Annotated in this window: 12 protein-coding genes; 11 read left to right on the forward strand and 1 reads right to left on the reverse strand. The window is 59.6% G+C overall.

The features are described 5' to 3' along the window. Positions 1-155 precede the first annotated feature (155 nt). The 8 genes from EBN1_RS00740 (at position 156) to EBN1_RS00775 (ending at position 18,653) form a co-directional block, all read left to right on the forward strand. On the forward strand, positions 156-608 hold the full coding sequence (locus EBN1_RS00740; RefSeq protein WP_041645406.1) for a hypothetical protein: 453 nt from the start codon (positions 156-158) through the stop codon (positions 606-608). Next, complete coding sequence (locus tag EBN1_RS00745; protein ID WP_011235997.1) at positions 605-1,960, forward strand: hypothetical protein; 1,356 nt, start codon at positions 605-607, stop codon at positions 1,958-1,960. Before EBN1_RS00740 ends, EBN1_RS00745 begins: the two co-directional genes overlap by 4 nt. A 104-nt stretch (positions 1,961-2,064) precedes the next feature. Beyond that, on the forward strand, positions 2,065-3,222 hold the full coding sequence (locus EBN1_RS00750; protein ID WP_041645408.1) for a sacsin N-terminal ATP-binding-like domain-containing protein: 1,158 nt from the start codon (positions 2,065-2,067) through the stop codon (positions 3,220-3,222). A gap of 114 nt (positions 3,223-3,336) precedes the next feature. After that, positions 3,337-4,833, forward strand: coding sequence for an IS21-like element ISAZo16 family transposase (gene istA / locus EBN1_RS00755; protein ID WP_011235999.1), 1,497 nt, complete (start codon positions 3,337-3,339; stop codon positions 4,831-4,833). After that, entirely contained in the window at positions 4,830-5,627 is a 798-nt protein-coding gene (gene istB / locus EBN1_RS00760; RefSeq protein ID WP_011236000.1) for an IS21-like element ISAZo16 family helper ATPase IstB, read from the forward strand. Before istA ends, istB begins: the two co-directional genes overlap by 4 nt. A gap of 146 nt (positions 5,628-5,773) precedes the next feature. Further along, a complete protein-coding gene (locus tag EBN1_RS00765) occupies positions 5,774-12,160 on the forward strand; it encodes a hypothetical protein (RefSeq protein WP_157866550.1) in 6,387 nt (2,128 codons plus the stop codon). Continuing rightward, on the forward strand, positions 12,141-14,795 hold the full coding sequence (locus tag EBN1_RS00770; protein WP_041645414.1) for a DEAD/DEAH box helicase: 2,655 nt from the start codon (positions 12,141-12,143) through the stop codon (positions 14,793-14,795). Before EBN1_RS00765 ends, EBN1_RS00770 begins: the two co-directional genes overlap by 20 nt. A 117-nt stretch (positions 14,796-14,912) precedes the next feature. Continuing rightward, positions 14,913-18,653, forward strand: a complete 3,741-nt coding sequence (locus tag EBN1_RS00775; RefSeq protein WP_011236003.1) for a DEAD/DEAH box helicase — start codon at positions 14,913-14,915, stop codon at positions 18,651-18,653. A gap of 114 nt (positions 18,654-18,767) precedes the next feature. Here the strand turns inward: EBN1_RS00775 and EBN1_RS00780 are convergent, their stop codons facing one another. Continuing rightward, positions 18,768-19,805, reverse strand: coding sequence for an IS5-like element ISAzo11 family transposase (locus EBN1_RS00780; protein ID WP_011236702.1), 1,038 nt, complete (start codon positions 19,803-19,805; stop codon positions 18,768-18,770). On the opposite strand from EBN1_RS00780, the gene EBN1_RS00785 reads away from it, so the two are divergent. The 3 genes from EBN1_RS00785 (at position 19,755) to EBN1_RS00795 (ending at position 24,964) form a co-directional block, all read left to right on the forward strand. After that, complete coding sequence (locus EBN1_RS00785) at positions 19,755-22,592, forward strand: DUF1998 domain-containing protein (RefSeq protein ID WP_157866551.1); 2,838 nt, start codon at positions 19,755-19,757, stop codon at positions 22,590-22,592. The genes EBN1_RS00780 and EBN1_RS00785 overlap by 51 nt on opposite strands. After that, entirely contained in the window at positions 22,589-24,664 is a 2,076-nt protein-coding gene (locus EBN1_RS00790) for a UvrD-helicase domain-containing protein (RefSeq protein WP_011236006.1), read from the forward strand. The genes EBN1_RS00785 and EBN1_RS00790 overlap by 4 nt, the downstream gene beginning before the upstream one ends. Before the next feature lie 66 nt (positions 24,665-24,730). Beyond that, positions 24,731-24,964 (forward strand): TrfB-related DNA-binding protein, encoded by a 234-nt coding sequence (locus tag EBN1_RS00795; RefSeq protein WP_083782917.1) that lies wholly within the window; start codon positions 24,731-24,733, stop codon positions 24,962-24,964. Positions 24,965-25,059 lie beyond the last annotated feature (95 nt).

Raw genomic sequence — 25,059 nt, forward strand, 5'->3', positions numbered from 1 at the left:
ACTACGCCCCTTTCTGGTCGGAAGTCTTCGACTCCACCTTCAGGCTCCAGCGCTGGAGCCAGGCCGATAACCCACGTCTATCGCGAGACTTCTTCGCCCGCCTTACCCTCGACTGGCAGCGCCACTGCGCGCTGCGCACCGACTACGCCCGCCGCATGGCGCTGGTGGAAATCGACGTGCTCGTCGCCCAGGCGCTCGGCCTGACCTTAGACGAACTGTTACTGATCTACCGTGTGCAATTCCCAGTGATGCAGCAGTACGAGCGCGACACCTGGTACGACATCCACGGTCGCATCGTGTTTACCAACAGTAAGGGGCTCCCCGGTGTCGGGCTCCCCCGCAAAGCCGCCCGCAGAGACCCCAATTGCCGTATCACCACCCCCGACGGCATCGCGCGCGAAGGCCAGTTTGGCTGGGAAGATCTCTACAAGAACGGCGAACCCCAGGTCCCCGACGGCACCCTCGTCCAGCAATGGGTAGAAGACGACACCCTGCCCTCCGGCAAGTACATCAAGGAACGGCGCTGGACGGCACCGTTTTCGCGGGCGAACCGGGAGGAGGATTACCGGATCGCGTGGGCGTTTTTTGAGCAGGAACAAACCGCATGACAAACGCCGCCTCCACTTTCACGGTTGTCAATGACGAAGTGCTTTGCAGTGCGATTGCTGGAACGAGCAGCACGCTCGTCTATGTGGCGCCCGGCATCACCAAGCCGGTGGTCGAGGCTTTAGCCGCCAGCCTGGATTCCCAGCCGAATCTGGTCGCAACCGTGATCGTCGATCTCGACCCCGAGGTATACCGCCTGGGTTACGGCACAGAGGAAGGATTACGCGCGCTTCAGGCGCTTGTCTCACGGCAGCATCTGGAGCTGCGCCAGCAGGAAGGTCTTCGTATCGGCTTGCTGATTACTGATGGTCAGACGATGCTGTACTCGCCGACACCGCTTCTGATCGAAGCGGGCTCGACATCATCGAATAAACCAAACGCGGTCGTAATCCGTGCCGGGAGCGACTCTACCGCAGCCTTGATGCAAGCCTGCGCAGTGCCTGGTCACGAAAACGAAGCAACACCGAATCTCGCCGAGGTCGGGCGGACAGCCGCCACGCCTGTTGCTGTGGACGCGTCCCTAAAGGCGCTCAAGGAAATCCCACCAAAGAGGTTTGACGTTGCACGAATCGAGCGGGTTTTCGAGTCGAAGATCCAGTTTGTAGAACTCGAGCTGACCGGCTACCGACTTTCAACAAAGAAGGTGACCATCCCGAACGACCTCCTTGTGGGCGAAGACGCGGCACTCAAGGAAAGGCTGAAGAACAGCTTCACCCTGCTCCAGGGCGAGCAAATGCTGAAGATTGAGATCCCGGACTTCGACGCCAACCTCGAGCAGGTCACGGGCGAAGATGGAAAACCGAAGACAGTTACCTGGTCTGAAGCGGAACTCGAAAAACAGCGCAAAGCACTCTATGACGACTTTCTGATCAACGTGCCGCGCTTCGGCCAAGTGATCATGCGCAATCGTCGACCCGATTTCGACGCCAGGCTGATGCGGCTGCGGAAACAGATCGAAGCGTTCAAGTCTGCGGTCGAACAGACCATTGGCGAATCCATATCCAATGCGATTGCGGACCTCGCCAAGACGCTAAGCCCCCGAGTAAAGGAAAAGCTGCCGGCGCGATACGCCAAGTTTCTGACTACGAACGATCCTACCGATGAAGACCTGCTGTGCTTGATCACCAACGACCTTGATCGCACGTTCGGAGGTATCAAGGGGCTGTTCAACCCGGAGCTTCGTTGTGTCTTCAAGGATGTGACCTATGAGTCGATCCAGGACAAGAACTTCAGGAATCAGCTGAGTGAGGCGATGCGCAAGGAGGGGGGCGAGCACCTTGCCCGGCAGTTATTCTCGGAGCATGACGCCGCACCGGAAGCTTGCGAATCGCAGAAAGAATTGTTTCCGGGCTGAATCGGCGGGCTCACCTGATGAGCCACGCCCCTGAGTATCCTCGGATACGGGGTCTGTCCAAACAACAAGAAATCGTTCCTTGATACGAACGCGGGGGTCCAAGAATGCCAGGCTTCAGATCAGATCACATCAACCTGATTGCTACAAATCTTCGCGATCGCTACAAGACGGGCTTCCCGATCCTGAAGGAGCTGATTCAGAACGCCGACGATGCAAAAGCCCGCAGTCTTGCCTTTGGCTATCACTCTGGCTTTGGCGCGCAGTCGCAACACCCCCTGTTGCAGGGCCCCGCACTGTGGGTGCTGAACGACGGCGAGTTTAGCGAGACCGACAAGAGGGCCATTCAGTCCTTCGGTCTGAACAATAAGGCCGGGGAATCGGGCTCCATCGGCAAATTTGGTCTGGGCATGAAGAGCGTCTTTCATCTTTGCGAGGCGTTCTTCTATGTGGCCTTTGACGGCCACGCCAAGCACGGCATGCTGCTTAACCCCTGGTTCGACCCGCAGGAAGAAGACCTCTTCCAGAATCGGTGGGAGCAAGTCGCTGCCGAGGATTTCGATCGTTTGCACACCATCGTAGGTGAGCAGCATCAGGGCCAACCGGCTAACAGCTACTTGATGTTGTGGATTCCACTCCGAATGCGGCAACACGTGCCGCCGAGAAATGGAAATTCCTACGGTGCGATCATCGAAAAATTTCCGGGCGATGATGCCTCTCAGGAACTCTCTTTTCTGCACGAACCTTCGCTGCCCGGAAGGATTGCGTCGATCTTGCCCCTGCTGAAATCCTTGGAGTCCGTCGAGTTTGCGGGCAACCAGAACGCAGATGGGTTCAAACTGAAGCTGGCACTGGATGCCGATTCCCGACGCGTTGATCACAAATCGCGCGCGATGAAGGCAACCGGCATTGTTCAAGAAACGCGTTCTCGCGGGGAGCAGCTCAGGTTCTATGTCAGACAGGTCGCGCAGCCAGCCAGCGCCCCCTTCCAGCAATTGCAGCGGCTGGACACCTGGCCGAAAACTATGCGCCAGAATGCCAGCGGTGCGCGTGAGCAGGTGTCGGATACGTCGGAGGCAGAAGGCGCGGTGATGATTGCGCATGCCGATGGTGATGTTGCGCACTTGCAGCTGCGCTGGGCCGTCTTCTTACCGACTGAGGAAGGCACTCAAACGTATGAAGCGAGCTTCGGCTCAGGCAAACGCCGCTATCAAATCGTGCTTCATGGACAGTTTTTTGTGGATGCGGGCCGACGTGGTCGGTGACAATTAGCCTGGCCGGTCGACGACAACTATCTTGGCCGGTTGGATCTGTAGCCGGGAAGGTCCGGAAGCGAGGGATAGAGTGCTCTTCTGACGAGAGACGTTGGGAGACGCTCAGTGCCCGGCAGGAAGATCACGGACGAACAAGTGCGCAAATACAAGGAAGCAAGAAGGCAGGCGACGCAGCAGATCGCCGCGGCCCGGATGGGCATCAGCGTACGCTCGGCACGGCGCATCGAGCAGGCCGACGGACTGCCGTCGCAAGAAGGAGCGAGGACATGGCGAACGCGTGCCGACCCGCTGGCGGGGGTGTGGGAGGAAGAGCTGGTACCGCTGCTCGAGCGCGAGCCGGGGCTGCAGGGCCGTACGCTGCTCGAGGAGTTGCAGCGCCGGCACGGTGAGGTGTTCGGCGATGGCGTGCTACGCACGCTGCAGCGGCGGATTCGCCTGTGGCGGGCCGAGCATGGTCAGGAGAAGGAGGTCTTCTTCGCCCAGTCCAACCCGCCCGGGCGGCTGGCACTGTCCGACTTCACCGTGTGCAACGAACTGAATGTCTCGATCGCCGGCGAGCACTTCGAGCATCGCCTGTACCAGTTCGCGCTCGCCTACTCAGGCTGGCGCCATGCCGAGCTCGTGTGCGGCGGCGAGAGCTTCGCCGCGCTGGCGCAGGGGCTGCAGAATGCCTTGTGGGCCCTGAGCGGCGTGCCCGAAGAGCACCGCACCGACAGCCTGTCGGCCGCCTTCAACAACCTGGCCGAAGCGGAAACGCTCACGCGCCGCTATGCAGACCTGTGCCGGCACTATGGCATGCGTCCGACGCGGAACAATCTTGGGCAGTCGCACGAGAACGGCGCGATCGAATCGCGCCAGGGCAGTCTCAAGGGCGCGCTCGATCAGGCATTGCTGCTGCGCGGGCATCGCGACTTTGCCACGGTCGCCGACTACCAACGCGTCGTCGCCGATGTCGTTGCACGGCTGAACCGACGCATCCAGACGCAGCTGACCGAGGAGCGCAGCCAACTCAAGGCGCTGCCGATTCGCCGCACCAGCGAGTACGAGGAGATCGAGGCACGCGTGACCAAGTTCGGTACGGTCAGCATCCGGCGCGTGCTCTACAGCGTGCCCTCGCGCCTGATCGGCCACCGGCTCCAGTTCCGTCTCTACCCGGAGCGCCTGGAAGGCTGGCTCGGCGGAGTGTCCGTGTTCGAGAGCGTGCGTGGGACGGTGCCGGCGGGAAAACCACGCGGCAAGCAGATCGACTACCGCCACCTGTTGCCCGCGCTCAAGCGCAAGCCCGGCGCCTTCGCCCGCTGGGCGCTGCGCGACGAGATGTTCCCCCGCACAGAGTACCGGCAGACCTGGGAGCGGCTCGTCGAGAAACTACCCGAGCGCCAGGCGTGCAAGCTCATGGTCGGCCTGCTCGATCTGGCCGCACGCGGTGCCTGTGAAGCGCAACTGGCACAGGTGCTCGGCGAGGTGCTGCAGGCGGACGCCGTGCCCGATCTGGACACGCTGGCGGAGCGCTTCGCACCGCGCGAGACACCGATGCCGGTGGTCACCGTGTCGTTGCCGACGCTGTCGGCCTACGACGACTTGTTCGCGGTGGCGGCATGAGCGCGCTCGAGGCCGCCACGCTGCCGATGATGCTCACCGAACTGCGCTTGCCCACCATCAAGCGTCTGTGGCCGGCCCTGGCCGAGCAGTCCAACCGCGAGGGTTGGCCTGCCGAGCGGTTTCTGGCGGCACTGTGCGAGCACGAAATGAATGAGCGCGAGCGGCGCCGTATCGATCGCCATCGGGCCGAGTCGGCCTTGCCGCCCGACAAGCGGCTGTCGGCGTTCGACTTCGCTGCCGTGCCGACGGTCTCCAAGGCTCACGTCACTGCGCTCGCCGAGGGCGACAGCTGGCTCGAGCAAGGCGCCAACATCCTGCTGTTCGGTCCGCCAGGTGTCGGCAAGACACACTTGATCGCCGGCCTGGGCCACGCGCTCGTCGAACGCGGATACCGCGTGCTCTTCACCCGCACGAGCGATCTGGTGCAGCGGTTGCAGGCGGCTCGGCGCGATCTGCGGCTGCCGGCCGAACTGGCCAGGCTCGACCGCTTCGATCTGCTGATCTGTGACGACTTCAGCTATGTCCGCCGCGACCAGGGCGAGACCTCGGTGCTGTTCGAACTCATCGCCGAACGCTACGAGCGAAAGAGTTTGGCCATCACGGCCAACCAGCCATTCTCCGGCTGGGACCACGTCTTTGCCGAACCGGCCATGACGCTGGCCGCAGTCGATCGTCTTGTACATCACGCCACGATCTTCGAGATGAACGTCGAGAGCTTCCGCCGCCGCGTTGCTCAGAAGGGGCTCGCCCCTTCTGAGCAACGCAAACCCACAACCTCGAAACCGAAAGGCTGAACCCCTCATGCCTCGCTTCCACCGGCCAGGATAATTGACGTCGACAGGCCACGGTAATTGACGCCGGGCACCGACGTGGCATCGGCGGTGTGCGCCACCTCGCAGCCCCCCAGATTGAGCCCAGACCCGACCTTGACGATTCCGATTTGCACGTAGCCTGGAATCAGGCCATCGCACAGCGTGTGGTGCTACCGGAGGTTCTCCCTGCCCTTGCCGAATACGTGGCAAAGCACGGCTTGTCTGATGCCGAGATCGAAGAAGTCACTGGACTGATCGCAAATGCTGCGTCCACTGAGGTCGGGGGAGCACGTACCGTGTTCTGCTCCATCTTCCGTGACTTCATATTTAGCCGTCACGCATGGGTGTGCGAACTGCTTCCGACTGGTCGGCATTGGAGACTATTGAACCTGGAGCATCACCGCACCCTGCTGCGTCTGCCACACTCCAAGGACTTGGCGAAACCTTGGACTGTCATGCCCGCGCTGACTCAGATTCCCGATGCGATCTACTGTGATGCTCTAGCCAGCGCCCTTGTGCCTCGCTTCGATGAATGGGACGAAGCACGGCTGCTGACAGCACTACAGGTGAATATCGACGCGGCCTTGTGCGACCAATCCGGAGTCGAATATCTCACGGAGTTCTTGCGAACATCCGGCCGGATTTTCCTGAACACGCAGCGAGTTCAGGAGGCGCTCGTACAACTCATTCAACTTGGCCTGCGTACCAGGAAAATTGAAGGTTTCCGAGCAGTAAGGTCGAGCTTCAGGGAGTTGGTCGCGCTCGTTAAACCAGAGAATCGAGTTTCTGTCGGTCATGCAAACCCTTCAGCCGTAGGCGCGCTATCTCCCAGCACCTTGGCTTTACTGTTTCGCTGCAAGACCAAAACGCTGCTTATTCCTGCCGATCTCGATGCGAACGTTGAACGCGCAACCGGGAAGCCGACTGACGAAGATTTTTCGGCGTGGCTGCTCGCGATAGATCGGGAAATCTCCGATCAGTTGGCGGCCGAAGATGCTGACAATCAAGAGTTCGCAGCAAGGATCGTTGCGCTTCTCAAGGCAGCGACTGTAGTTCTCGAGTTGTGTGGGCAGAAAGGCGATGCGAAGTCCCGGATTGTTCGCCAGCACCGAAATGCCCGGATTCTCGGTGCACTCGACGTCCGCGATGGTCGGGAGCTCGCTGAAAGTCTCGAATCACTTGAGGCTAGTCAAGCCAACCGACGACTCTTCACGCAAACAACGTTCAAGCAGACGGCAGACGTACGAGACAAATTCGGACATACGAAAAAGCTTGCCAGTGCTCTGAATGATGAGCGCGTTCTGATCATATCTTCCGAAACGGCAGGCTTTATCCAGTTGGATGGGTGCCCCGAAGTGCCGTCTGCTGCGGATGCAAAAGCAATCCTCGAAGCCTTGGGAAAACCGGGCCAGCCTGTCGCTCTTTCAGGAGTTGAAGCTCGTAGATCTCTTTTGAAGTCAGTCCATAAGGACCCGGTCACGGGAGATGCGCGCCGTGGCTTGCGATATCTCTTGCACGGTTCCCCAAACGGCTTCATGGCCGACGAGACCACTCTATGGGTCGATCCGGGCAAAGGCGATTCGCCCTGGATCAAGCTTTGGCGGGAGATCGAACCTGGCTCCTGGTTTGTGTTGCCCGAAAGCCTCGCCAGTGATGTGCCCCCCAACGATTGGGAGATGCTGGGTATCAGCCAGGTCCAGGAAACCGAAGTCGTGCGTAGATTACAGCGCAACGTCGACCTATCGATAATCAACGGACACGGTTTTTCCGATGCCGAACGCGAAACGATTCTTGCAGCGGTGAACGATGTCGCGCTTTGGCGCCTGCTCCCTCTGCACATCGACACCAAAGGCCATATCGCTGGCGTCGATGCTGACACATTTCTCGACAATGCAGCCAACGTACCTGCCTCCCTGGCCGAGGGGTGTCGCTTTGTGCGGCAAGCACGAAATCAAGACCACGCCCAGAAACAGCGTCAGTGGCTACCGCATTGGAGCAGCGAGACCACGATTCTCCGCGCGCTAGCGAGCAAGGAACCTCATCGACACTGGGAATTGATCCTCAGCGCTGTTACTCAAGTCACGACGTCGAGCGAGTCGAGCACGCTCAAACAACTCCGCGCAATCCCTTGGCTACCACTCGCTACGGGAGGCATGATCAGCCCTGACGATGTGATCAACATTGAAGAGCTGACCGACGAGATCGACTACCTGTCGTCGCAGTGCGGATATCCCTTTGCTGGGGTCTCCGGCTTGCATCAAGATGTACGGAGACATCCGGCCTTTGCAAGCCTCCGCCGGCTTTTCTCTGTACACGCGGAGGCCCTTTCACGTCTCGGCCAATTGATGGCTGAGGTTCCCGGCCACGATATTGGGCCTATTGGCATACTTGACCGCAGCCAGCTGGAGGATGTCGCCCAAGTTCTCTCGGGCATCACGACCCTACCCGCTTGGACCATCATCGCCAAGGCAATATCCGTTTTTGACAGCGATTCGGTAGTCAGTCATCTGCTCACCGAAATTTCCAGACCGCTGCCTCTTGACCTTATTTCGTCGGCATTGACCTCCATAGCGGACTCCGGGGGCGACCCGCGCCACAAGCTGGCCTTTGATCTTTATCTCCGGCAACTTGCCCAAGCGGGGTCGGCGGGGAAAAACACTCTTCGGACACTACGCCTGCGATCACAGGCTGGAACCTGGGAGGGTGCAAGCTCGCTGTGCGTCGGGGCTGCGGGGGTGGTGGGCCGCTGCCTGCTCGACACGGCTCAGGCAAGAATCCTTGGCGGGCTGATCGTAGACAATTCTGGGCCGGCATCGGCAGAGTCGACACAGGAAGCGGTTGCCGCTAGTGAGGGTTTTCTGCACGCAGATGCGCTTGGTGGGGCACTAACGGAGTATTTCCGCCCATGGGGTGAGCTCATGCCATCGCCACCCATCGGCGCGTTCCTCTGCCTGCTAGGTTTGACGGTACGGAGTCTTGGGGAAAAGTATCTCCAGCCTCACAGCCTGACATGGCTCACCGAACGCCTTGACTGGCAGGATCCCGGCCAAACAACGGACGGGACGTGGCAGTGGATGAGTCGCATGACCGCACTCGAAGCGCTCGATAAGCTCGACCCACGCATTCGGGTGTCAGCGGACACCCGTGTGGACGTTGTTGGCATTACAGGTGATGCGATGTCTGTCGAACTGGAGAGTTCGATGGAAACCATATTTGCCGGTGCATTCAGCTGGCAAGGGGGCTTCGCGCTAAATATTCAGCTACGGCACATTCCGCACGTGGCCGATATGTCCGCCGAAACACTCTCACATCTCCTAAAGCGCAGCGCCTTGCACTTGCTCCACAATGCATACAACCAGCGGAATTCCAGCATCACCCCGCTTTGGGATGAGCTTGAAAAAAGCGACCAGTTGTCTCTGGACATCGCCCGTGACCTGATCCTTGAAAACCTGCCCTTCTACCTTCAGCAACTCAAGGTCGCGAAGCAGAACGAGAAACTGGCGGACGCCCTTTCTGACCACAAGCGACTCCAAGGCGAAAAGTCTGAAGCTGCGAACAGCAACCAGACCGGAGTTTCGTCACTCGAGCGCCGAGTATCGGAGGCAAAGAGGAACATTGCTCGCCTGATGGTGGAACATCCGGATGTGCAGCAAGCCGTTCTGGCGGGCGTTCGAGATCGAGTTCAGCAAAGCCAGTATGAATTGTCGAGCATTGCCTTTGAGCTCTTTCAAAACGCCGACGATGCGGTTGCGGAAATGCAGGCGCTGCATCTGAATGCGGGGCTAAATCCCCTCCCGCCAAAAGCGGTAGGTCGATTCGTGCTCGACGCCGATGGCGCCATCTTGCGCTTCATACACTGGGGGCGCCCGATCAACTACACCGGTCAGGGCAGCACGGCCAAGGTGGCGTATCGCGATGACCTGGAGAACATGCTGATTCTGTCCGCATCGGACAAAGACGCTGGTCAGCACGTTACGGGCAAGTTCGGTCTCGGCTTCAAGAGCGTATTACTCGCTACTGACAGCCCGCGGATTCTGAGTGCGGATCTCCGGGTCAAAGTGGTTGGCGGCTGCCTTCCAGAGCGCTGGACCGGACCTGAGGTCGATCGTGCACTGGATGCCATCGAGAGGCATCGGTCGACTGAAGGTCCGCGCCTTCGTGCGACCTTGATCGAATTGCATGTCGGTACATCCGCGCAGCAAGCGCAAGTGCTTGAGCGGTTCGAGGCGCTGGCTGGTATTCAAGCGGTTTTCAGCAACGAGATTCGCCGCATTGCCGTGAAGGGTCAGGAGATCGAATGGAGTCCAGTGGCTCTGACCGATGATTGCCCCAGGGTTGGAATCGGCACCATTCGAGTGCCGACAAAGAGCGGATTTGCGCAGACCCGTCTAATGGTCTGGCGCGGGCATAAGGGCGCAGTCGCGCTGCGTCTGGACTCCCGCGGCGCGACCCTCTTCGAAAGCACGGCGATCCGTGCGATACCTTCGATATGGGTAACGGCTCCCACTCGTGAATCGCCAGCAGACGGTCTCATTCTGAATGCACGTTTCGAACTCGATGCAGGCCGCGGAGCGCTCGCACATGGCGAGGGAGCACAGAGAAACCAAGCCCTTGCCCTTGAGATTGCACAAGAATTCGCCCGCGACTTAAAGCTCGTAGTCCAAGCCTCACGAGCTGACTGGGTGGCCTGTCGAGAGAAACTGATGCTAGCTCAGGACGTTTCTGCGGCTGCGTTCTGGGGGAGTTTCTGGAAACATGCATGCTACGCAAGCGCCAGCGCTGATGCATCTCAGTCTGCTCAACTGCTACATCGATTCCAGGGCTGTTTACTTGAACGATTTGTCAGCCTGGCGAGCGAGGTCCCCAACGGGATGCCCGATGACCTGGCAAGTTTTGTGGCTGTCGACAAGATAAGCCTTGCCGTGAGCGAGCGATGGCTTCCCGCTCTGGCTGCTTTACGCAAATGTTCAGTCCTGACCGATCACTACCCTGTCACGGGCTGGATACACAAGGACGTCGCGAACGCACTTGAGGCGGCCAAGGATGAGGCCGAGGGCAGCGTCTACCCCCGGCTAAGTGCGGAACTGCTGACAAGTTGCGTCCCGGCGCAGCAGTGCTCCCCCGAGACTGCTACCGCCTTGTCGCTGGTCTTGACATGTATCCATCCGCTTGATGCCTGGCAGATCAACACCAGCTTCAATGAACTCACGTTCATGGCAGCGGACCGATCATGGCAGCTCGGCGCAGAACTGCTGAAAGACTTGAATGCCCCTGAAGAAAAGCTGTGTATCGCGTTCGCACCAGACAAGTATGTCCTTCACGGTAACTACGGGAGCATGGCGCGACAATTCGCTGTGGATCACAGTCCAGTGTGGAGCGGCGCGGAAGCTCTGATCGCAAGCTGGATCCTCGGCGCCCCAGACCCTGCCAAGAAGAATGCCGCTTTGCGTTACCTCTTGGAGGGCAGACTGAATTTTTCCGTTCGGCTTCACTTGCGTGCGCACATTATCGGAACCTGGCTTGAATCGCTCCAGATGGATTCTAATGTGTTGTCGTCATTTTCGGAGGATGACAGGAAACAGCTTATTGCCATGTTGAACCCGGCAGTCATTGACTTTGCGATGCCTTCTACCGAACCCGATGTTTCAATGCTGGTGCGCGAAGCCGCATTGGAACGGATTTACGAGTGGTGGCTCGACGAAGGAAGCGCGCACCTTGCGCACTACGACAAGAACTTGTGGCCGGCCTCTGTTCCGAAAAGGTTCGCGGATACCGAGAACAATCGGACCTCATGGATGACCCTGTTTGCACTTGGATTGATGCAGCGTTTGGGACGAACACGGGACTTCCAGCACCGTGGTTTCATCGACTTCACCGACTCAAAGGGCTGGTGGCAGGTCTTCTGCGAAGTACGACCTCAGGATGATCCTGAAGCATGGATCAACATTCTGAGGGAGTACGCTGAGCAGCCCGTTGCCGATGAAAAGTACATCCGCTGGATGGACTGCTTTCCAAGCTTGTATCGAATCGCTCGCTGGATGGATGTTTATGCGCACGTTTTCATCAGCCTTGATCAGCGAACGATTACGGAGGTGAGCTCGTATCTCACGCCAAACCAGGACCCGGTTCTGGACGGATCGGACATCGTCGCGCCTTCGTTACGCAACAGCTTGCGCAAAGGACAGCATCTCATCGTTCGCGAACTACTCCGGGCGGGTGAGTTGAAGTCGGACACGGCAAAACGTCTGGCGTATATGGCAAGTTACGGGGTAAAGAACCTCCTCACGCGGATTGGGTATCCGATCCCCAGTAACGGTATTGATCTCTCGCGACTCATCATCGATGGGCTTGGCGACCGTGCAGACTTTGGCGGCGACTACGACATCCCGCTCATCGTGCTTGCCGGCGACAGCGCCCTGTTATGGAAGGTGCTCGACATCCCGAGCGCAGACGAGGATTGGCAAAGCGGGGGCACCCTTTTCGGCATGGAGTTTGATGATGAACCGTTTGCATGAAGGCGCTCGCATCACACATCCCCGTCATGGGCAAGGCGAGGTAGTTTTCGGTCGCGGAGAAACTGCTGTCGCCCGGTTTTCGCATGGTCTTGAGGAAGTTCGAACAAGCGAACTTGTTCTCGTGGTGGACTTGGCTTCCGCCATCAGCAAAGGCGATGTCTCACCTGTCGAACTAACTCGTTTGCGAGCACAGGCTGCCGCGATACGCTCGGTCAACGACGCGTGGGGGGTGTTCTCTCGCTCAAGGATTTCGTTGCTGCCGCACCAGCTGTGGGTATGCCACAAGGCGCTCCGACAATGGCCAGTCAGGCTCCTGATCGCCGACGACGTGGGCATGGGGAAAACCGTTGAGGCGGGTCTGATACTCTGGCCTTTGCTTGCAAAGGGAGCCATCAAGCGCCTACTTGTCCTGACCCCAGCGAAACTCGTTGAACAATGGCAACTCCGCCTCCGGCAAATGTTCGACATTCGCCTTGCGATCTACACTGCGGACGCAGACACACCTCGAACAGACTTCTGGAACACTCAGGATCGGGTGGTCGCGTCTCTCCCGACGCTCAAAGCCGACAACAACGGGCGCCATGACCGGCTGCTCTCCGCTCCCGAATGGGACATGGTTATCGTGGACGAAGCACACCACCTAAACGCCGACGAGAACGGCGCCAAGACGCTGGGGCTTCAACTCCTCGAAAGCATGCAGGAGCTCGGAAAGATCACATCCTGCATTCTCTTCACCGGCACCCCGCATCGAGGGAAGGACTATGGTTTCTGGTCGCTCATGAGCCTGCTCGACCGTAACCTCTTCAGCCCCAAGAAATCCAATAGCACCATGCTGACAGAGCTGCCTCGTTTTCTCATCCGAAATGCGAAGCAAAAGGCGACCGACATGAGCGGGAAACGTCTTTTCCAGCCGGTGAAGCAGTATCCCGAAACGTTTGAATACACCCCAGAGGAAACGGCGTTCTACAGCTTGATGAGCAGCTTCGTTCTAGCCGGAAAAGCCTACGCGTCCAGCCTGAGCAAGACTCAACGAGGTCAGGTCATTCTGGTGTTGATTGCGCTACAAAAGCTTGCGTCTAGCTCAGTTGCTGCGGTGCGGTCCGCGTTGGAAACGCGTCAGGCACGCCTGATCGGCACTGCTAACCAGTACCGCAATGAACTCGCGCACGAAACGGATGACCCTTCGTCCGACGAGTTGGAACATGCACTGTGGGAATGGTCGCGCAGTGACCGTCAGGGGAAGATCCTGTTGATGGAGAACGAAGCCGAACATCTAAGCGACCTCATCGCTGCAGCACATGCAGTGAAAGTCGAGACCCGCATTCAACGTGTCATCGAAATCATAGAGACCCGCTTCCCTGGACGCTCTGTTCTGCTATTCACCGAGTACAAGCGCACTCAGGCACTCTTGATGTCGGCACTGATCGCGCATTTTGGCGATGACTGCGTCGGCTTCATCAATGGCGATAACAGACTGGACGGGGTTGTGTTTGCGGATGGTCGAACCCTAAGTAAGTCGGCACTACGGGAAGATGTGTGTGACGCCTTTAATGCAGGAGAGATACGTTTTCTTATCTCTACGGAGGCCGGTGGCGAGGGCATTGACTTGCAGGAGCATTGCAGTGCATTGATCCACGTCGATCTACCCTGGAACCCGATGCGGCTTCATCAGCGGGTTGGGCGTCTCAATCGCTACGGCCAGACGCAGTCGGTGGAGGTCGTGTCCCTGCGTAATCCGCATACCGTGGAATCGATGATCTGGGAGAAGCTGGAGGAGAAGCTTGGCAACATCATGCTGGCACTTGGGTCCGCAATGGATGAACCTGAAGACCTTCTGCAATTGGTGCTAGGCATGGCCACCCCGGGCTTCTTCAACGAACTGTTTGCGGGTGCAGCTGAGGTCCCGACGGAACGGTTGGCGGAATGGTTTGATGAACACACGCATACCTTTGGCGGCGTATCAGCGATAGACACGGTCAAGAGCCTTGTCGGCCACGCTCAAAGTTTCGATCTGTCCGGACTAAAGGACGTTCCGCCACTGGATCTACCTGACCTCCTGCCCTTCTTCCAAAGTATGTTGGAGCACAACGCCAGGCGTCCAAAGCTTGAAGGCGGTTTGCTGTCCTTCAAAACGCCGGATAAGTGGATCAATCATCCTGCGATCAAACGCGAATACAAGAACATGAGCTTTGATCGGAAATCCGACTCCGGTGGAGAAGGTGGCTTACTTGGGGTAGGTCACCCATTGGTGACACGAGCACTGGAACAGGCCGACCAACTGGAATCGGTGCTCTCATACGTCAACGGCCTGGAGACACCACTTCTTCTTCTTCTGGCCTCCGATCGTGTGACGGATGGTGGCGCGCACGTCCGAATTTCTGCCATTGGCGTGGTGCAGGACGATGGCGGCCACAAGGTTTTGCGGGACTGGGAAGTGTTGCAGCTGTTGAATCAACTCGACGGTTCACGTAGCAATCCTGACACGGGGGGCGCTGAAGCTACAGAGATGAAGCGGTGGGTCGACGAAGCGAAGCATGTTGCGGAAAGCCACTTGGCAACTTTTGACCTCCCGTTTTCCGTACCGATGCTCAGGGAGCTTTTGCTGATCTGGCCTTTAAAGTCCCCGAGTAGCTGAACGACTGTTTTCAGGTCTCCGGATTTAGCGAGCGGTGACGCTACCCGTATTGGTTAAGCTTATGATCGCCCTCGACGATCGAGCACGCGCATACAAGAACAACAGGATAGAGACCTAATGCTGCCTTCCCTCCTCGCCCGCGACATCCAGAACGGGTTGAAGCAGTTTCTGATTACTGGTTTCGAGCCGTCCGATCCGCTTTTCTCCGGGGTGATGAAGCGTTTTGCAAACGATGAGGCTCGCTGGCTGAAGGGACCCTACTTGCAGATCGGCCTACCCTTTCGGGCCGGCAGCGCAGGGAGGCATTTCTTTGGTGGCTTTGAGCTCGAATACCCGGGTTACTCGCATCAAGAGGCCGCTTGGCAGCGTCTATCAACAACGCGAGGGGCGGCGAGCACGCTGGTGGCTACTGGCACGGGCAGCGGCAAGACGGAGTGCTTTCTCTACCCTGTGCTCGACCACTGCGCGCGCGCACTACTCGACGCACAGGCGGGCATCAAGGCGCTGATCATCTACCCGATGAACGCCCTGGCCACCGACCAGGCAAGGCGCTTTGCCGAGGTCATCGCCCAGACATCCCGGTTCAGGGACATTCGCGTGGGCCTGTTCGTGGGCGGGCGCTCGGGCAAGGACGGCCGTGGCCAGATGGCGATGACTGCGAATGGGGTGATCACTGACCGCGAAACCTTGCGCCGCGACCCGCCTGACATCCTGCTGACCAACTACAAGATGCTGGACTACCTGCTGATCCGCCCCAAGGACCGGCAGTTGTGGGACAAGAACGCGCCCGACACACTGCGCTATGTGGTGGTCGATGAACTGCATACGTTCGACGGTGCGCAGGGCACGGATCTCGCACTGCTGCTGCGCCGACTGCGCGCACGCCTTCGCTCGCCCGAGGAACATCTGATTTGTGCCGGCACCTCGGCAACGCTGGGGGGGAACGCGGATTCAGCGCCGCTGCGCGAATACGCACGGCAGGTTTTTGGCGTGGACTTCCCGCCGGCATCGGTAGTGACCGAGGATCGAAAGTCCGAGTCCGAATTTCTGGACGACGTTGCGATTGAACATGTTCTTTATCCGCGCGACGATTTCGCCGCGGTCCTCGATGCTTCACCCTACTCAACGCCGGAAGCTGCGGTTTCCGCCTGGTTCGAGCTGTTCTTTCCGGGTCACAAGGCACCACCGGATGTGGCGAACGCGGCCTGGCGCGGCGCACTGGGCAACATGCTTAAGAAGCATGTGCTGTTCGTGAATCTGCTCAAGCTGTTGCGTGGGCGCATTGTCGATTTTGCCGAGCTGCAGGCACAGATGATCGGTCCCTTGCCAGAGGCTGCCCGGCCGCACATCGCCCGCGTGCTCGACGCCTTGCTGGTGCTGGTGGCGTGGTCGCGTGATCCGGCGGCTCCGGGCCGGCCATTGGTTACGCTCCGCGTTCAGCTGTGGATGCGCGAGCTGCGCCGGATGGTGACTCAGGTGCTGTCGGATCCGAAACGCATCGAGTTGGTGCCCGACAGCAGCGTAAAGCGACAAGCGGGAAAGCTCTACTTGCCGCTGGTGCAGTGCGCAGACTGCCACACTACCGGTTGGTTGGGCCGTAAGCCCAACGGGCAGACAGTCATCAGCACGGACCTGGACGAGATCTACAACACCTGGTTCTCTGGCCAGCAGGAAGCGCTGCGGCTGTATGCGACAGAGGGCTTGAGCCGGCCACTTTGCGACGGCATCTCTCAGCACCTGTGCACCAGCTGCGCTCACCTGCAGAGCGCCGGCCACTGCACTGCCTGCGGGCATGAGGATCTGGTGGCGGTTTTCCGCGTTACCGCAACCCGCAACAGCACGAACAAGGACGGGCTTGCTTTCGCGTGGCACGACCCAACCTGCCCGGCCTGCGGCAGTCGGCATCGCCAGATTCTGCTCGGTGCCCGCAACGCCACGCTGGGTGCAGTCGCCATCGAGCAGAGTTGGGCGAGCCCGTTCAATGATGACAAAAAACTGATCGCGTTTTCGGATTCGGTGCAGGATGCCGCGCACCGTGCGGGTTTCTTCACCGCGCGCACCTATCTGAATACCGTGCGTACGGGTCTGGCGAAAGTCATCGACCAGATGGCCGCCCAGGGCGATGAACCACTGCGGTGGAGCTCCTTCCTGGAACGGGCGGCGACGACTTGGCGCACAGGTGGTAGTACGCTGGAGATGCCGAGGGAAACCTTCGTCGCTGAGTTCATCGGCCCGAACATGACTTGGCAGCGCGACTGGGCCGAATCACTGCAGTTGCACGACCGACTGCCGGGCGATAGCAAGTTGCCCGAACGCGTCAGGAAGCGGCTGGGATGGCAAGCGTTTGCCGAATTTACTTATCTGAGCCGTCGCGGGCGCAACCTCGACACCATCGGAAAGGCCACCCTTGCGCCAAAGGCAGACGAGCTCAGGGGGGCGGTTACGAGCTTGTTGCCACGCCTGCATGAGACGTTTGGCATTCGTCATGCCAACGCCGACACGGTGTTTCAGTGGGTGTGGGGTTTGTTGTGCCATTTGCGTCAGCGCGGCGCGGTGGCGCACCCTGAACTGGGCACCTACACTCGTGATGGCAACATTTTTGCGTTCACTCATACCCAAGGGCGCGCCGAATGGTTGCCCGGCTTGGGGGAAAAGACACCCCATCCGGTGTTTCTTACGCTGGGGCAACACCGGGGATTTGATCGAGTCGTCGGGTCGGCCGGAGCAAGTTTTTACCAGACCTGGTTTAAGGCCTGCTTTGCCAGCGGACTTCTGCCAGAAAAGGCCGATCTCGAGATTTATACAGCAGCCATCGAGGTGCTCGTAGAGCACGGATTGCTGCTGCGCCTCGATTCCACACAGGGCGATGTGATCGCGGCCAACCCCGATGCCCTTTTCCTGCATACGCGAGTGGCACGCATTGGCTCGGCGCAGGGCAAGCGCCATTTGAGCGTGCCGGCAGACGTTGCGTCTGCTCTTCTCGGCATGCCTTGTCTCGACGCTCCCCAAGAGCGCTACGCCGAAATTGACACAGCAGATGGTTGGCTTGCAGACCGCTTCAGTCGCGGCGACCTGCGACGTGTGTATTCCGCTGAGCATACCGGCCTGCTGCAACGCGACCAGCGCGAGGCGCTCGAAGCGCGTTTCAAGGCCAAGGATCCCGCGCCTTGGTACGAGAACCTGCTGTCAGCCACCCCGACGCTGGAGATGGGGGTGGATATCGGTGACCTGTCGTCCGTGATGCTGTGTTCGGTGCCGCCCAACCAGGCCAGCTACCTGCAGCGCATTGGCCGTGCTGGCCGGCACGATGGTAACGCCCTGGCAACCACGCTGGCAGACGGCGCCAGTCCGCACGATTTGTACTTTTTTGAAGACACAGCAGAGATGCTTGCCGGTGAAGTCATGCCGCCCGGCATCTTCCTGAAGGCGGCAGAGGTGTTGCGCCGGCAACTGTTCGCGTTTTGCCTGGACGACTGGGTGGGGTCCGGTGTGCCAGAGACCGCCCTGCCCGACAAGACATCAGCTGCGCTTGATGCGCGCGACAGCGTGGACACCACACGCTTCCCCGCGACCTTTCTGGATTATCTGCACCTTCACGAGGATCGCTTGCTTGCCGGCTTTATGGCCTTGCTGGGCAGTGATCTCGACGACCGGGTCGCTGCCCGCCTTCAGGGCTTTATGCAGGGCACCGAGCACGAAGACGCCTTGCGACTGCGGCTGAACAAGTTTCTGGAGGAACTGGCAAAGGAGCGTCAGTCCCACAGTCAGCGCGCAAAACAGATCAAGAAGCAGATCGACATTCTGAAGGGCACCTCGAATAACCCGAGGTCTTCAATGAATCCTGCCGCGCATCTATGACCGCGAGCGAATCCGGTCCAATTTCTCTGATGAATCACCGCTTTTTCCCGGCGGTGTCGCCCCGTTTTCGCTTCGAATCGCCTGAGGCAGCGGCGATTCGACCCATTTCGGGCGTCAGAAGGCCTCGATTCCGGCCTTCCTGAAATAGACCAGCCGCTTCAAGTTGTAGCAGGCCGCCATCATCGTCATCGCAAAGTTCGCCCGCTCCTGACCGATGGTACGCAGCAGCTTGCCACCCATCTGCTCGATGGCCCCGAATACGTGCTCGACCCGCGCGCGCGTCTTGGCGATGCGTTTGTTGCGCCGTTGCTGGCACTCGGACAGCGGCTTGTTGCGCTTGCCCTTGCGCTGGATCCGATTCCGAAACCCGTTCTCCTTCAGCCAGGCTTCACGCTGCTCGGACGGGTAGCCCCGGTCGGCATAAACATCGCGGCTCGTGTTGCGCGTGTCGAAGACGTTGTCGAAGTGCTGGCTGTCGTGCGTGCTGGCCGTGTCGGTCTCGAGTCTGCGGATGATCTTGTATTTCTTGTCTGCGTTGATCGAGAGCTTGTAGCCGAAGTGGCTCTTGCCGTGCTTCTTCGTCCAGGTCGCATCGAGATCCTTCTGGCGCCGCTTCGCCGGGCGCCACGAGGCGGGCATTGCGCCTTGCTCGATCAGTTCCTTCTCGCCGCGCCTGTTGTGCTGCTTGGGCGCCGGCACCAAGGTGGCGTCGATGATCTGACCGCCGCGCGCGATGAAGCCCTTCTGGAGCAGCTGCGCCGAGACCCCGTCGAACAAGGCCTTCGCCCCCGCCTCACCGATCCGGTTCTCGAAGGTCCACACCGTGGTGCGGTCCGGGACGTTCGTCGCGTTCGCCAGGCCGCAGAAGCGCTTGTAGCTCATGCGGTCGAGCAACTGGTATTCCATCTGCTCGTCCGAGAGGTTGTACAGGCGCTTCACCACCAGGATGCGCACCATCGTCTCGGTCGGGTACGGCGGGCGCCCGCCTTGCGCACTCACCGGACGGGGCGCCACCCGATCAACCTCGGCCGCCAACGCCGCAAAGTCGATGTGCGACTCGATCTCGGCCAGCGGGTCGCCCAGCGCGTCGATCTTCTGTCGGTGGGCATCAAAGGCAAACAGGTCGGTCTTGATGGCGCTGCGCGGTTTCATCGATGTCGGCTGTGGCGAGATTCAGGAGGATGTAATTTTACCAAGAGCGGGAGAGGCGAGGTTTTTCGAGGCGCCCTGAAGAAACGGCCTCAGGACGAAGCCACCGGAGCCGAGATCGACCAACTCGACCGCGAGCGGCAGAAGGCCCTGGAACTGGTGAAAGAGATCAATCAGCGCGAGCTGCTCAATACCCTGACCGATGCGGGTTTGATCCCGAACTACGCTTTTCCTGAAGCCGGTGTGGAGCTCAAATCCCTGCTTTGGCGCAAGCGCGGTAGCGACGACCCTGACACCGCGGCGTATATTTCGCTGCCCGCAGAGCGCTATGAGCGTCCAGCCCAGTCGGCACTGTCTGAGTTCGCACCCGAGAACGTATTCTATGCTAACCAGCGGCGGGTAGAGATCGACCAGATCAACATGACTTTGTCGTCGCTCGAGTCGTGGCGTCTGTGCCCCACCTGCCAGCACATGGAGAACCTCGAGATTCAAGCGGACAGCCGTGCCGCCTGCCCGCGCTGCGGGGATCCGATGTGGGCGAATATTGCGCAGAAGCGTTCGCTATTGCGATTTCGCCAGGCTATCGCAAACAGCAATGACACCGAGGTTCGCATCGACGATAGCGCCGAGGACCGCGAACCCAAGTTTTACGTACGGCAGCTACTCGCGGACTTCGAACCCGAGAAGGTTGTGGAAGCCTGGCGCCTGAAGGCTCGAGACCTTCCATTCGGCTTTGAATTCATCGAACAGGTCCAGTTTCGCGACATCAACTTCGGCGAGCCGACCAAACCCGGTGAAGCCTATAACGTGGCGGGTCAGCAAAGATCCCGCCCGGGCTTCAAGCTCTGCCGGCACTGCGGTCAGATTCAGCGGGCGCCACGCAATGCCCGCGAGCGCGATGCTGGTCAGTTGCATGCCTTCGACTGCGAGAAGCGCGGCACGAACGACGTCGAGAACCTGATCGACTGTCTGTATTTGTACCGTGAGTTTTCATCCGAGGCATTGCGCATCCTGGTGCCGTACACCCGCTCAGGCGTGGATGAAGAGGCGGTTCAGTCCTTCATGGCGGCGGTTCAACTTGGCTTGAAAAAACGCTTCGGCGGCAAGGTGGACCACCTGCGCATGCTGACGCAGCAAGAAGCCGGCAAGGACGGCGCGCCAGGTAGGCAGTATGTGCTGTTGTACGACTCGGTACCCGGTGGCACCGGCTATCTGCACCAGTTGTTGGCCAACGAGGCCCAAACCCTGGTGGACGTCCTGCGCCTTGCCCTGTCGCATCTGAGCGCATGCGCCTGCAATGCAGATCCGGAGAAGGATGGCTGCTACCGCTGTGTGTATCAGTATCGGCTTGGTCGTGCCATGGCCAGCGTCTCGCGCGATCGGGCACGTTCGATTCTTGAGCATTTGGTGGCCGGCCTCGACCATCTCGAAAAGGTGCCCACGGTCGCAGAGATCTACATCAATCCGAACTTCGATTCCGAGCTCGAGGCGCGATTTATCGAAGCCTTGCGCCGGCTTGGCGGCGAGGCCGGACTGCCGTTCGTAAAGCTGGTGCAAGACATTGTCCACGGTAAATCCGGTTATCTGCTGCAGGTAGGCGAGCAGCAGTACTGGGTTGAGCCGCAGGTGGACCTCGGGCCCACTGACGGCGTGATCGTGCCATGCCGCCCCGATTTCATGCTCTGGCCGGTACAAAGTCGCTCCAAGCGGCGACCGATTGCAGTGTTCTGTGACGGCTGGGCCTATCACCACGATACGGCTCGCGTCGATGCGAAAAAACGAAACGCGCTGGTGATGAGCGGCAAATACTGGGTGTGGTCGGCAACCTGGGAAGATGTGAAAACTGCGCTGGACGGTTCGGTTGAAACCGCGCTTGCGGGCATGCTCGAGCCAATGTATTACGGTGGCCAAGAGACTCTTTCACCGCCACTGAGGGCGATGATTGACGAGCGCTTCGTGTCGCGCAATGCCGTGGCCGTGCTGATCGACTGGCTCGGCAAACCAGTTGGCGAAGCGCTTGACGAACACAGTTTGCGCATGGCGCGCTCCGCCGGGGCGACCGCCTTTCGCATGGTGCCGAATCCAAGGGTGCCGGAACTCGCCGATGCTCGAGATGAACTGGCCAAGTTCTGGCTGAACGTGGGCGCCCTGCCCTGCGACCGACCAGAAAAGTACGTCCCCTGCGGCAACATCACGCAACCCGAGGTACGCCTGCGCTATCTATGGCCGGCCCTGCTGGCCGGCGGCTCTGCCAACGGTATGCCAGAGAAAAGCCCGGGCTTCGTGATACTTGATGACGCTTTCGCTCACGACGAGCCTGCGCGCCATCTCGCCTGGCGCCGCTGGCTGGCGCTCTTTAACCACTTCCAGCTTCTGCCAGGCATCATGCTCGCCACGCAGGACGGTCTGGAAGCGGCAGATCACGCCTCGTTGTCGATGCCAGCTTCGAGCAACCCGGCAAGCTCGTCCCAGGGGGCGGCGCTGGCAGCGGCCTGGGAGCAAGTGCTCGATCAAGCGATGTCCGAACTCACACCGAGCCTGATGGACGTGGTCGGTGCGGGGGTTCCTCCACCCGACGAAGTGGGATTCGAGTACGCTGACCCGAAAAATGCCGACACCATCATCGCAGAAGCCGAATTGGCTTGGTGCGCCAAGAAGCTCGTATTGCTGTTGCCTGCTCACACGAACTATCAGGCTGTGTGGAAAGCACACGGCTGGACCAGCGTCGTTGCCGAAGGTGAATGGACGCAGCGGTTGATAAGCGAAATCAAAGAAGGAACAACGGCATGAGCCTGAAACCCAAGGTCGCACTCTCGCAAGACTTTCTGGCGCGGTTGGCAAAAATTCCGGGATCAGTGCAGGGAAAGATCCTGAAATGGGCGCTGAAGTTTCAGAATGACCCGACCTCGTCCGGCATCAACTATGAGTCGATCAATGGCGCACGAGACCCGAACCTGAAGTCGGTCAGGGTCGATCAGGACTGGCGTGGCATCGTATTCAAACCGCCGGCGGGTGACGTCTACGTCCTGCTCTATGTCGATCATCATGACGACGCTTACCGTTGGGCGGAAGGGAAGAAGCTTGCGGTTAACCCGGTCACCGGTGCCCTGCAGGTGTTCGCAGTCGAGAGTGTCATGGAACCGGTACTGGCCCAAGCACGTTCGGAGGCTGCGACGCATAGGGAGATTGAAACGGAAGCACCTTCAGCCTCGTTGTTCGGCGAACAATCGGACCATGAACTGCTCAGCCTTGGCGCCCCGGCGGAACTGCTTGGGCAGCTAAGGTCGATCGCAACAGATGTCGAACTCGACGCCCTGCAATCCCTGCTGCCGGTAGAGGCTTACGAGGGCCTGTTCCTTGTCGCTGCAGGCGATACCGTTGCGCAGGTGCTGGGCGCCCGCGAAACCCGAGTCGATCAGAAGGTAAATACCGACGACTTTGCCGGAGCCATCGAAACACCTGAGTCTCAAGCTCGCTTCATAGTCGTCGCTGACGAAGAAACGATGACCGCGATCCTGAACGCACCCCTTGCGCAGTGGCGCGTGTTTCTTCACCCGACGCAGCGCAAGCTTTCTATCGGCGATCGCAGTGGTTCGATGCGGGTACTGGGCGGAGCAGGAACCGGCAAGACGGTCCTAGCGATGCATCGCGCGAAATGGCTCGCCGAAAACCGGGCGAGCAGCGACAGCAAAGTGTTCTTTACCACCTTTACCCGAAATCTTGCTGCAGACATTGAGGACAACCTCAAGACGCTGTGTCCGCCCGCCACGATGCAGAAGATCGAGGTAAAGAACCTGGACGCTTGGGTCCATGGTTTCCTGCGTCGGCACAAGTACGAACATGCAATCATCTACAACCGCAACGCGGGAGAAGCGGCCGAAGCGTGGCAGCGCGCACTGGCATTACAAGACACCAGCATGGGCCTGCCCTCAACGTTCTACGAGGAAGAACTGGAGCGAGTGGTACTGGCGCAGGGCGTAACCACTCGCGACGAATACCGCATGGCGAAGCGGGCTGGCCGTGGAACGATTCTGAGTCGCAGCAAGCGCGACGCAATCTGGCCTGTGTTCGAGGAGTACCGTGCACAACTGGCAAGCCGCAAGCTTAAGGAAGTCGATGACGCCTATCGCGATGCAGTCAGTCTGCTCAGGAACGCTCCAGTGACTTACTGTGCGGCCGTGATCGACGAGACGCAGGATTTCGGCCCCCAGGCACTTAAGCTGTTGCGCGCAATGCTACCCACGGGGGAGAACGATCTCTTCTTCGTTGGCGACGGACACCAGCGCATCTACAGCCGCAATCGTGCTGCCATGAGCGCATGCGGCATCAACATCCGCGGGCGCTCACGGAAACTGTATCTGAACTATCGCACAACCGAGGAGATCCGCCTGCAGGCCGTGGCGGTCCTGGAAGGCTGCGAGGTGGACGACCTTGACGATGGCTCGGACGAGGTCAAACGATACAAGTCAATCTCGCACGGCCCAGCCCCTGAGCATCTGCAATTTCAGCATCTGGACGAAGCCCTCAGGGCGATTGACGTCATTGCCGCCGCAAGCCGCGATGGGGGCGAGTCGCTGTGTGTGATTGCGCCGACCCAAGCAATGACGGAAGCAGTAGCGCGACATTTGAAGGAATGCGACATCTCTACAAAATTGTTGGGACCTGAAGAGCGCGACCAGCCCGACTCGACTACTGTGCGCATTGCGACCATGCACCGGGCGAAGGGTCTGGAGTTCGATGAAGTTGCCCTGCTTATTCCCGAAGCGTGGGGCAAAAGTGGCGATCGTGCACAGGATCAACGTCGCCTTCAGTACGTTGCAATGACGCGGGCAAAGCGCAAAGTCACGGTCATCCGTTACTGACCCAGCCGCGACGAGCGGCCCGCGCGCAATCTACACCAGCGCTGTTCCCGCGACGAAAATCGCTCGATGACACCAGAACAATTCGAAGCACTTGCCAAGCTCATCCGCGCGCGAGAGGGGCCTGCCCGATCCGCGGCGCGGCTCGTGCTCATAGAAGGCAAGCGGGTGAAGGCCGCCGCCGAAGCCTGCGCGTTGACGAGCCAGTCCGTCAGCAAGACAGTGCGACGCTTCCGGGAGGCGCACGCCCTACTCTGCGCGGCTTACCCACCACAAGCAGAGAAATCCGAACGTGAAGCGTGAATACCTGCGGGGGCAGCGTGGTATCCGTCCGGAAACCCCCGTTCTTCCGTTCCTGCCCGCGTTGTTGGATCGTTGTCGCTCCTTGAATAGCGGAG

The organism is Aromatoleum aromaticum EbN1 (assembly GCF_000025965.1).
Classification (GTDB): Bacteria; Pseudomonadota; Gammaproteobacteria; order Burkholderiales; family Rhodocyclaceae; genus Aromatoleum; species Aromatoleum aromaticum.

Bases quoted from the DNA above. Each gene is read 5' to 3' on its own strand.
- EBN1_RS00740 (WP_041645406.1), top strand. From the start codon at position 156: ATGGCGCTGGTGGAAATCGACGTGCTCGTCGCCCAGGCGCTCGGCCTG.
- EBN1_RS00745 (WP_011235997.1), top strand. From the start codon at position 605: ATGACAAACGCCGCCTCCACTTTCACGGTTGTCAATGACGAAGTGCTT.
- EBN1_RS00750 (WP_041645408.1), top strand. From the start codon at position 2,065: ATGCCAGGCTTCAGATCAGATCACATCAACCTGATTGCTACAAATCTT.
- istB (WP_011236000.1), top strand. From the start codon at position 4,830: ATGAGCGCGCTCGAGGCCGCCACGCTGCCGATGATGCTCACCGAACTG.
- EBN1_RS00770 (WP_041645414.1), top strand. From the start codon at position 12,141: ATGATGAACCGTTTGCATGAAGGCGCTCGCATCACACATCCCCGTCAT.
- EBN1_RS00775 (WP_011236003.1), top strand. From the start codon at position 14,913: ATGCTGCCTTCCCTCCTCGCCCGCGACATCCAGAACGGGTTGAAGCAG.
- EBN1_RS00780 (WP_011236702.1), bottom strand. From the start codon at position 19,805: ATGAAACCGCGCAGCGCCATCAAGACCGACCTGTTTGCCTTTGATGCC.
- EBN1_RS00790 (WP_011236006.1), top strand. From the start codon at position 22,589: ATGAGCCTGAAACCCAAGGTCGCACTCTCGCAAGACTTTCTGGCGCGG.
- EBN1_RS00795 (WP_083782917.1), top strand. From the start codon at position 24,731: ATGACACCAGAACAATTCGAAGCACTTGCCAAGCTCATCCGCGCGCGA.